Here is a 6,505-nt window from a genome sequence, read left to right as displayed (position 1 = left end):
GTGTCCGGATTCATCGGTTTGAGCGGAGTGGAAAAGGTTAGGACCGTGAAGCAGGTACGCGCGCTCGACGTGGTACTGGTCACCTTGTTGGACACGAGCATCGACCCCGAGGGGCAGTTGGTCACCCCGAGTCCCGGTTGACCGAGATCTTCACCCGCTACCGAGCGACAGACCCGTCCACATCAGCAGCCGGATCGACTGCGACGCGCTGGTTCACGCCACCACGATGGTCATGACCTGCCTGGGGACGAAGTGGACGTCGGCAGACGTCGCCATCACCACACGGCGCGGGCTGGAAAGGTGGGCTTCACACTGCTGCCCATCCTGTCCGACCAAGAGGTTGAGACGATCGTCAACCAGGTTCGGCGCTCCTCGGCCTGGGCCTAGGAGAGGCCGGCACTGCGTCATAGCGCCGCGTGCCGCGCAGTGTCATGCCAAGGGGCGGGGCCTGGCGGACACTTTGATCTGTGGAGCGCGTGGTCACCCACATCTCAAGCCTGGCCGTGCGATACCGACCAGCGAGAGGTCACTGGTGGTCCAACGAGCCAACGTCGGCGACTTCCCACGCTTCAGTGATCGAGGGGTCAGTCGTGACCGTTACAGCCCTGAGCCTTCGCGGCAAGGTAGTAGTCCGCGGCGTCAAGCAGGTACTGGACCTCGGCAGTGTCCTGATAGATCTGAAGGGCGACAGCGGACAGGGTGTACAACCCGGCGCACGACATGGCTACCGAGTCAGAACTCTCGAACGCCGGCTGCTCGCCGTACTCGGCCCTCGTGCTCTCCAACAGCTCAGCGTCAATCGTCCGCCTAACGCCACTCGCACGCAGCGGCCGCTCCGGCGCCGTATGTCTGTGTCCACGCCCGCTGGACCTTGCCCCCGACGACGACTGTCCCATTCCGCTGCGGCTGCTCACCTCACGATGCCGGCAGATCGTCTCTCTCGCATCCAGCTCGGAGTTCGGCTCTTGGACTTTGAGGTCAAGTGCCACGCCCTGCAACGGCTGCACCAGTAGGAGCCCGTCGGAACCCTTCGACCTCGTGACCGGCATGACTCCTGAACTGCGTGGAGGGCGCGCTCCGCGGCCCGCTGGCTTGGATATGACTTCTTCGAGCAGTCGAGCACTGCGACCGTTCCTCAGGACGCATGCTCAGCTGGCTCATATCCAGCCCGGCACGATGGGTTCGCGGCTGAAGTCGCTCGGCCCGGTTCGGAGCGTGTATGTCTCCGGCTGACGAGGGAAGGTTACCGACCAACTCCTGTCGATGGCCAGCCTCAATGTGGGCTAACGCGCCGTGCGTCACTTCGCCGCTTGTCGGGCGCACCCTATCCTTTCAAGCAGCAGGTAGTGCGTAGGCGAGCTTCCGGTGCATCTCGGCGATGGTGTCGGCGGCGAAGGACCCTTCGGCCTCCAACTGGGGGTAGAGCTTTCTGGGCCACAGGGCTTGCACGCCACGGGTGGTGAAGGTGCCGCCGATGAGAGGCCAGTCTGCTTCAACAAAGCAGAGCACGCCGTGGACCGGGACCTCGATGTCGAGCAGTCCGCGTACGACGTCGACTTGTTTGAGTACTCCGTCGACGAGTTTGGTGCAGTCGCGTGAACCGATGAGCAGTCGTTCTTCGCGGGGCCGGAAGAGGCCGCCTTCGACCTTGAGGTGAGGCCGGCCCTGGTACTTCTTGGCATCGATGACGYAGACGCCGCTAGCGGTCACGGCGAGGTGGTCGATGTTCGCCCTGCTCTTGGGGATCCGCCGGTCATGCAACAGTCGGAGGGTGTCTGATGCCAGGCGGTCGAGGCCTTGGCCCAGTCGTTCTTCTCCAGCTGCGCCGATATCCCAGGCGGTCGTTGACTGTCGCTCGTCTGAGAGTGCAAGGATGAGGCTGCCCAGCTYCGGGTGCTTGGCCCGGATGCGTTCTTCACGCTTCGCYTTACGCCGCTCGAACTCGCGCCGCGCTGATGCTCCCGGGGTCCCGGACTCAACGACGTCCACGACAGCGGGCTCGAGCACTCCCACCGCAGCAGGCTCAAGCCCTCCCACCGCACCAGGCTCAAGCCCTCCCACCGCACCAGGCTCAAGCCCTCCCACCGCACCAGGCTCGCGCACTCCCACGGCWGCGGGCTCGACCGGAGTGCTCGCGTCGTGGCTGATGCATCGGACGGTCTTGGTCGTCCGTTCGTAGATCGCCACGGCGCCGGCGGGGAGTTGCGCGCCACAGACCCGGCAGCCGCCGGCGTAGCGCAGCCGCATGCGCTTTTCGTCSATTCCCCCGTCCACGGGATCACCGTATGGTGAACGCTCCCCACGAAGGTGACGAAACGGCACAGGAAGTTGCGTCATACCGCCGCCAGGCGGACGCGCTCAGATGTGTGCAACCGCCCTCGCAAGATGCTGGCGTTAGGTCCCCTGTGATGCCACCGTGTCAGAGAGCGCACCGGCGAGGCTCGCTCGCCAGAAAGGGGCCGATGAGGTGATCGATGCTGCAAAGCAGGTTGCATTCGTCGGAGTCAGCGACCTTGAGGCTGCCGAGCGGTTCTACGGTGACGTTCTTGGCCTCAAGCTTGTCGATGCACGACCGTTCGCACTGGTCTGCGACACGCCCGCGAGCCAGCTTCGCATCACAGCGGTGGCAAAGGTCCGCGCGGCGCCCTACACGGTCCTAGGGTGGGTCGTCGCGGACCTGGAGGGCGAGATCGACCGACTCGCCGCGGCCGGCGTCACTTTCAACCGCTACGACGGCATGGCCCAGGACAACCGGGGAATCTGGACCGCACCCGACAGCGCCCGGGTCGCCTGGTTCCGAGATCCCGACGGGAACAACCTCTCCCTACAGGCCTGAACTCGCTGCAGCAAAGCGTCACACCGCCGCCTGAAGGGGCGCCTGCCGTGTTCCGGACGTGCCGAGTCGACACCGTTGCAAGGGCCAGTTGACTGCGCTCGCTCGGGCCGTCGCGTTACGAGCGCGCCCTCCCGGGCGGCCAATTGGACGTCACCGGTTAGCTCTTTGACCAGCACTCGGCGGACACGATGCAGATCGATGACACACCTTCCGCTTGTGGGTCCGTCACGCGCTACGGTCGGCCTGTGGCCGTGACCAGTTTCTCGACGCCGGCAGGTCGTGGCTTCTCTGACGGGGCCGCCCTGCACGGGCTTGCTGCACTGTCCGGCCCGTACTTGCCGTGGAGTTCGGGYGCGATGCGACCCGCCGGGCTCGTGACCGTGTGCAACGACATCGTCCTGAACGAGCGGCGTCGCATCGTCGAACTGGGCAGCGGCGTCAGCACCGTTCTGCTGGCCCGCCTGCTGCACCAGCGCCCACCGCCCGGTGGCTTCCTCATGGCGAGCGCCGAGCACGACCCGGTCTGGGCCCGGTGGGTGCGCGACCAGCTCGACCGCGAAGGCATCGGGACCGATGTCACGATCGTTCAGGCGCCGTTGGTGCCGCACGCCCGCGCCGACCCCGGCCTCGCTTGGTACGACGAGGCGGCCCTGGCCCAGGGACTTCGCGAAGCGCTACGAGGAGATTCGATCGACCTGCTGTTGGTGGACGGCCCGCCCGCTCATGCCACCGGCCACGGCTTGGCCCGCTACCCCGCCCTGCCGGTTCTCGCAGACCTCCTTACCCCGGGCGCCACCGTCGTTCTCGACGACACCGATCGTCCCGGGGAGCAGGAGGTCCTGCGCCGGTGGGAGCACGAGAGAGGCCTCACCTTCGACCGCAGCCCCGAGCGTGGGGGCGTAGCCGTGGCCCGGATGGCCGCCGAGGGCACGGGCCCCAGCCATGGCTGACCCGACCTCGACGGGCCGGCGGCCGCTCACCATCGCGCGAATCATCGGAGTGCTGGAGCGTGGGGGGGCCCAGCTCTCCGCGCTGCGGCTGTCCGCCGCCCTGCGCTCCGAGGGTTTCGACACCCGCCTGTACGCCGGGGACGCCACCGACGAAGGGATCGCCCTCGCGGCCGCCTTCGACGTGCCCGTCGAGACCTTCGCTCGGGACGCACACCTGCAATGGGTTCCGTCGACCGATTTCGCCGAATGGCTGCGCCCCCGCCTGGCCGACGCCGACCTCGTCCACGCCCACATGTTCGGGGCCTGGTGGGCGGCAGCGGCCGCCGTGCCCGACGGGGTTCCGCTCGTGGCCTCCGAGCACAACGCCATGACATGGCCGTACGGCGACCATGTCGCCCAGGCCCGCGCCGCCGCCGGACGCCTTGCGGCCTTCTTCGCCCACGGCCCCGCCGCCCGCGGCTTCGCCGAATCACTCGGCGTCCCGGAAAGCCGGATGCTCGAGGGACGCTCCATCGTCGACGGCTTCGATGCGCGACCGCTGCCCGGCCTGCCCAGCCCCAGAGTGACCTTCGCCGGGCGCCTCCACCCCGAGAAGGGTGTCGACGTCCTGCTCGAGGCACTGGCCCTGCTCCCCGATCCGCCGACGACGCTCCTCCTCGGAGACGGCCCGCTGCGCGAGTCCCTCACAGCCCGATCGCGCGCCCTCGGCCTGTCCGACCGGGTTCTCCTGCCGGGATGGGTGCGTTCGCCCGGCTCCTACATCTCAGGAGCGAACCTGCACGTCGTCCCGTCCCGCGAGGAAGCCTGGTCCCAGAGCGCCGTCCTCGCCCTGGGCCTGGGGGTGCCCTGCCTTGCCAGCGCCGTCGAAGGGCTGCCCGTCACGTTGGGACAGGGCCGAGGTGTGCTCGTCCCGCCCAAGGACCCCGAAGAGCTCGCCTGCGCCATGGACGAGCTCCTGCACGGGCGGGGGGTACCCGACCCCACACCGGGGCGCGTCTACGCCGCACGCTTCACCCCTGAACAGATCGCGCCGTACTACGCCCACACCTACCGGCAGATCATGCCTGAGCAACCGGCCACCCCACGTAAATCCCACACCTCACCGCAGCGAGCCGCCGACGCACCCGCGTGACACGAACCGGTCGATCGAGCCGTGACCGGCTCACCGCTGCGTCATCCGGCCGCATCAGGGCGCCCACTTTCGGCGCGTCCCAGCCAGAAGGTCGCGGCTGCCGCAAACGTGCTCGGACGCCTTTAGGGTTTGGCAGGCGGGTGTGCGTCCGGTCAGAGGTGGTAGCCAGCAACCGCTTAAGGTCGGGCGCGGGGTGCCCGGTGTACAGCAGGACTTCCTGGAGTTGGTCGGCCAGGTCGCGCATCTCCTCCGGCGCGGCCCGGCTGTGTGCGCCGAACCACAGTTCCCCTCGGGGACTGCTCGAGCACGCGGCGCCAGTAGCCGGTGACGACCCCGGTCGCGAGGCAGTGGAGAATGCAGAGGTGGTTGGGACCTAGTCGGTGCGGTTCGCCCACAGGTGGGTAATGGTGAAAGACGCTCTGGGGGTGCCGAACCCGGGGACTGCGCGTGGCGTCCGGTTCGCCGAGCATCGTGTTCGGCTGACTGATGAGCACGTACTTGGCGACGGCCCGTCCCGGGTGCCTCCGGCGGCCGGGAACCGAACACGGCACGCTCACCCGGGGCGGCGGTCAGCTCCACTTGTTGGTTGGCGGTGTTGCCGAAGAACAGCCCGGGCAAGCCCGGTCGGCCCGGTCGGCCAGGTCGGCCAGGACAGGCAGGGTGCTCATGATCTGGCTGCGTGCATGGGGGTGATGCCGTCGGTGCCTGGTCAGCGGAGGGTGACGCTGGTGATCTGGGCGCGCAGGAACTCGCCGTCGTCCTGACGGCCGGTGCCCGGCCACCAGCCGGCGCTGAAGGCGGCTGGGGTGGTGACGCCGAAGTCGGTGCGTTCGCGCTCCACGGTGACTCCGAACGGGTACCGCGCGAACGGTTGCTCATCCGGGTTGCCCCACCGTTGGATCAGCACCTGGAGCAGCTGGCCGTCCGGGCCGAGGTGCAGCTCGACGCGCTGTTCCTCCATGCCGGCTCCCCAGGTCGCGACGGCGGTGTCCGGTCCGGCGGCGGTCCAGGTTGCGCTTTGAAACGCGGTCGGGACCAACGCGATCTCGGACGCGAGCCGCCCGGCGGCACTGCGGGTCACGTCTGGTCCGTCTGCGGTCACGACGCGCAGCAGGCCCAGCAGCCGCCACCGCATCTGCCCGGTGCCGTCGGCGAGAAGGTCGTACCCGATGACGGGCACACCCACCAGGCGCGCGGTCGCCGCCCAGATGTACCCGCCGGGGTGGGCCACGACCTGGGTGGCGGTGAAGGGACGCCAGGCGCCGATCTTGATGGTGCCGCGCATCGACACCTGCACGGACTGCCAGAGTGGGGTCCCCGCCGCGATGGCGTGGATCAGGTAGCGGCGGGCCGGCTCGGGCAGGTCCTCGACCATCGCGCGATCGAAGGGCGCCGGGTTCGGGGTCGCCGCGCACAGCTGCGCCCACTCTTTCCGCACCCGCCGCGCGGCCCACGGGATGGCTGGTCTGGCGGCCGGCGTGCGATGCGCCGCGGGCGCTACCGCGGTCATCGTGCCCCGGCGGGGAGCTCACCGGTGTCATGCACGTTGTCGGGCCGGAGCAGCGCGCCCTGCTCGTGCTGCCAGAC

6 protein-coding genes are annotated in these 6,505 nt (G+C 68.7%); 3 read left to right on the top strand and 3 right to left on the bottom strand.

All coding sequences use genetic code 11. The features are described 5' to 3' along the window. Positions 1–584: 584 nt before the first annotated feature. Positions 585–785: a hypothetical protein gene (locus AC1DP0_RS16020; protein WP_478085994.1), complete on the bottom strand. Its 201-nt coding sequence runs from the start codon at positions 783–785 to the stop codon at positions 585–587. A 547-nt stretch (positions 786–1,332) separates the two neighbouring features. After that, a complete protein-coding gene (locus AC1DP0_RS16015) occupies positions 1,333–2,247 on the bottom strand; it encodes a nuclease-related domain-containing protein (protein ID WP_478085990.1) in 915 nt (304 codons plus the stop codon). A gap of 169 nt (positions 2,248–2,416) precedes the next feature. On the opposite strand from AC1DP0_RS16015, the gene AC1DP0_RS16010 reads away from it, so the two are divergent. The 3 genes from AC1DP0_RS16010 (at position 2,417) to AC1DP0_RS16000 (ending at position 4,918) form a co-directional block, all read left to right on the top strand. Beyond that, complete coding sequence (locus AC1DP0_RS16010) at positions 2,417–2,836, top strand: VOC family protein (RefSeq protein ID WP_478085987.1); 420 nt, start codon at positions 2,417–2,419, stop codon at positions 2,834–2,836. Positions 2,837–3,192: 356 nt separating this feature from the next. Further along, positions 3,193–3,786 carry a class I SAM-dependent methyltransferase gene (locus tag AC1DP0_RS16005; RefSeq protein ID WP_478085984.1) on the top strand — a complete coding sequence of 198 codons (594 nt, stop codon included), beginning with the start codon at positions 3,193–3,195 and terminating at the stop codon, positions 3,784–3,786. After that, complete coding sequence (locus AC1DP0_RS16000; RefSeq protein ID WP_478085979.1) at positions 3,779–4,918, top strand: glycosyltransferase; 1,140 nt, start codon at positions 3,779–3,781, stop codon at positions 4,916–4,918. Before AC1DP0_RS16005 ends, AC1DP0_RS16000 begins: the two co-directional genes overlap by 8 nt. A 709-nt stretch (positions 4,919–5,627) precedes the next feature. On the opposite strand, the gene AC1DP0_RS15995 is transcribed toward AC1DP0_RS16000, so the two are convergent. Continuing rightward, positions 5,628–6,293: a DUF6920 family protein gene (locus AC1DP0_RS15995; RefSeq protein WP_478085975.1), complete on the bottom strand. Its 666-nt coding sequence runs from the start codon at positions 6,291–6,293 to the stop codon at positions 5,628–5,630. Positions 6,294–6,505 lie beyond the last annotated feature (212 nt).

It is taken from the genome of Terrabacter sp. P5_B1 (assembly GCF_056400505.1).
Note: the sequence above shows the minus strand (reverse complement) of the source record. Positions and strands in the feature narration are given on the sequence as shown.

Coding starts and splice junctions, on each gene's coding strand:
- AC1DP0_RS15995 (WP_478085975.1), bottom strand. CDS start 6,293: ATGGTCGAGGACCTGCCCGAGCCGGCCCGCCGCTACCTGATCCACGCC.
- AC1DP0_RS16005 (WP_478085984.1), top strand. CDS start 3,193: ATGCGACCCGCCGGGCTCGTGACCGTGTGCAACGACATCGTCCTGAAC.
- AC1DP0_RS16000 (WP_478085979.1), top strand. CDS start 3,779: ATGGCTGACCCGACCTCGACGGGCCGGCGGCCGCTCACCATCGCGCGA.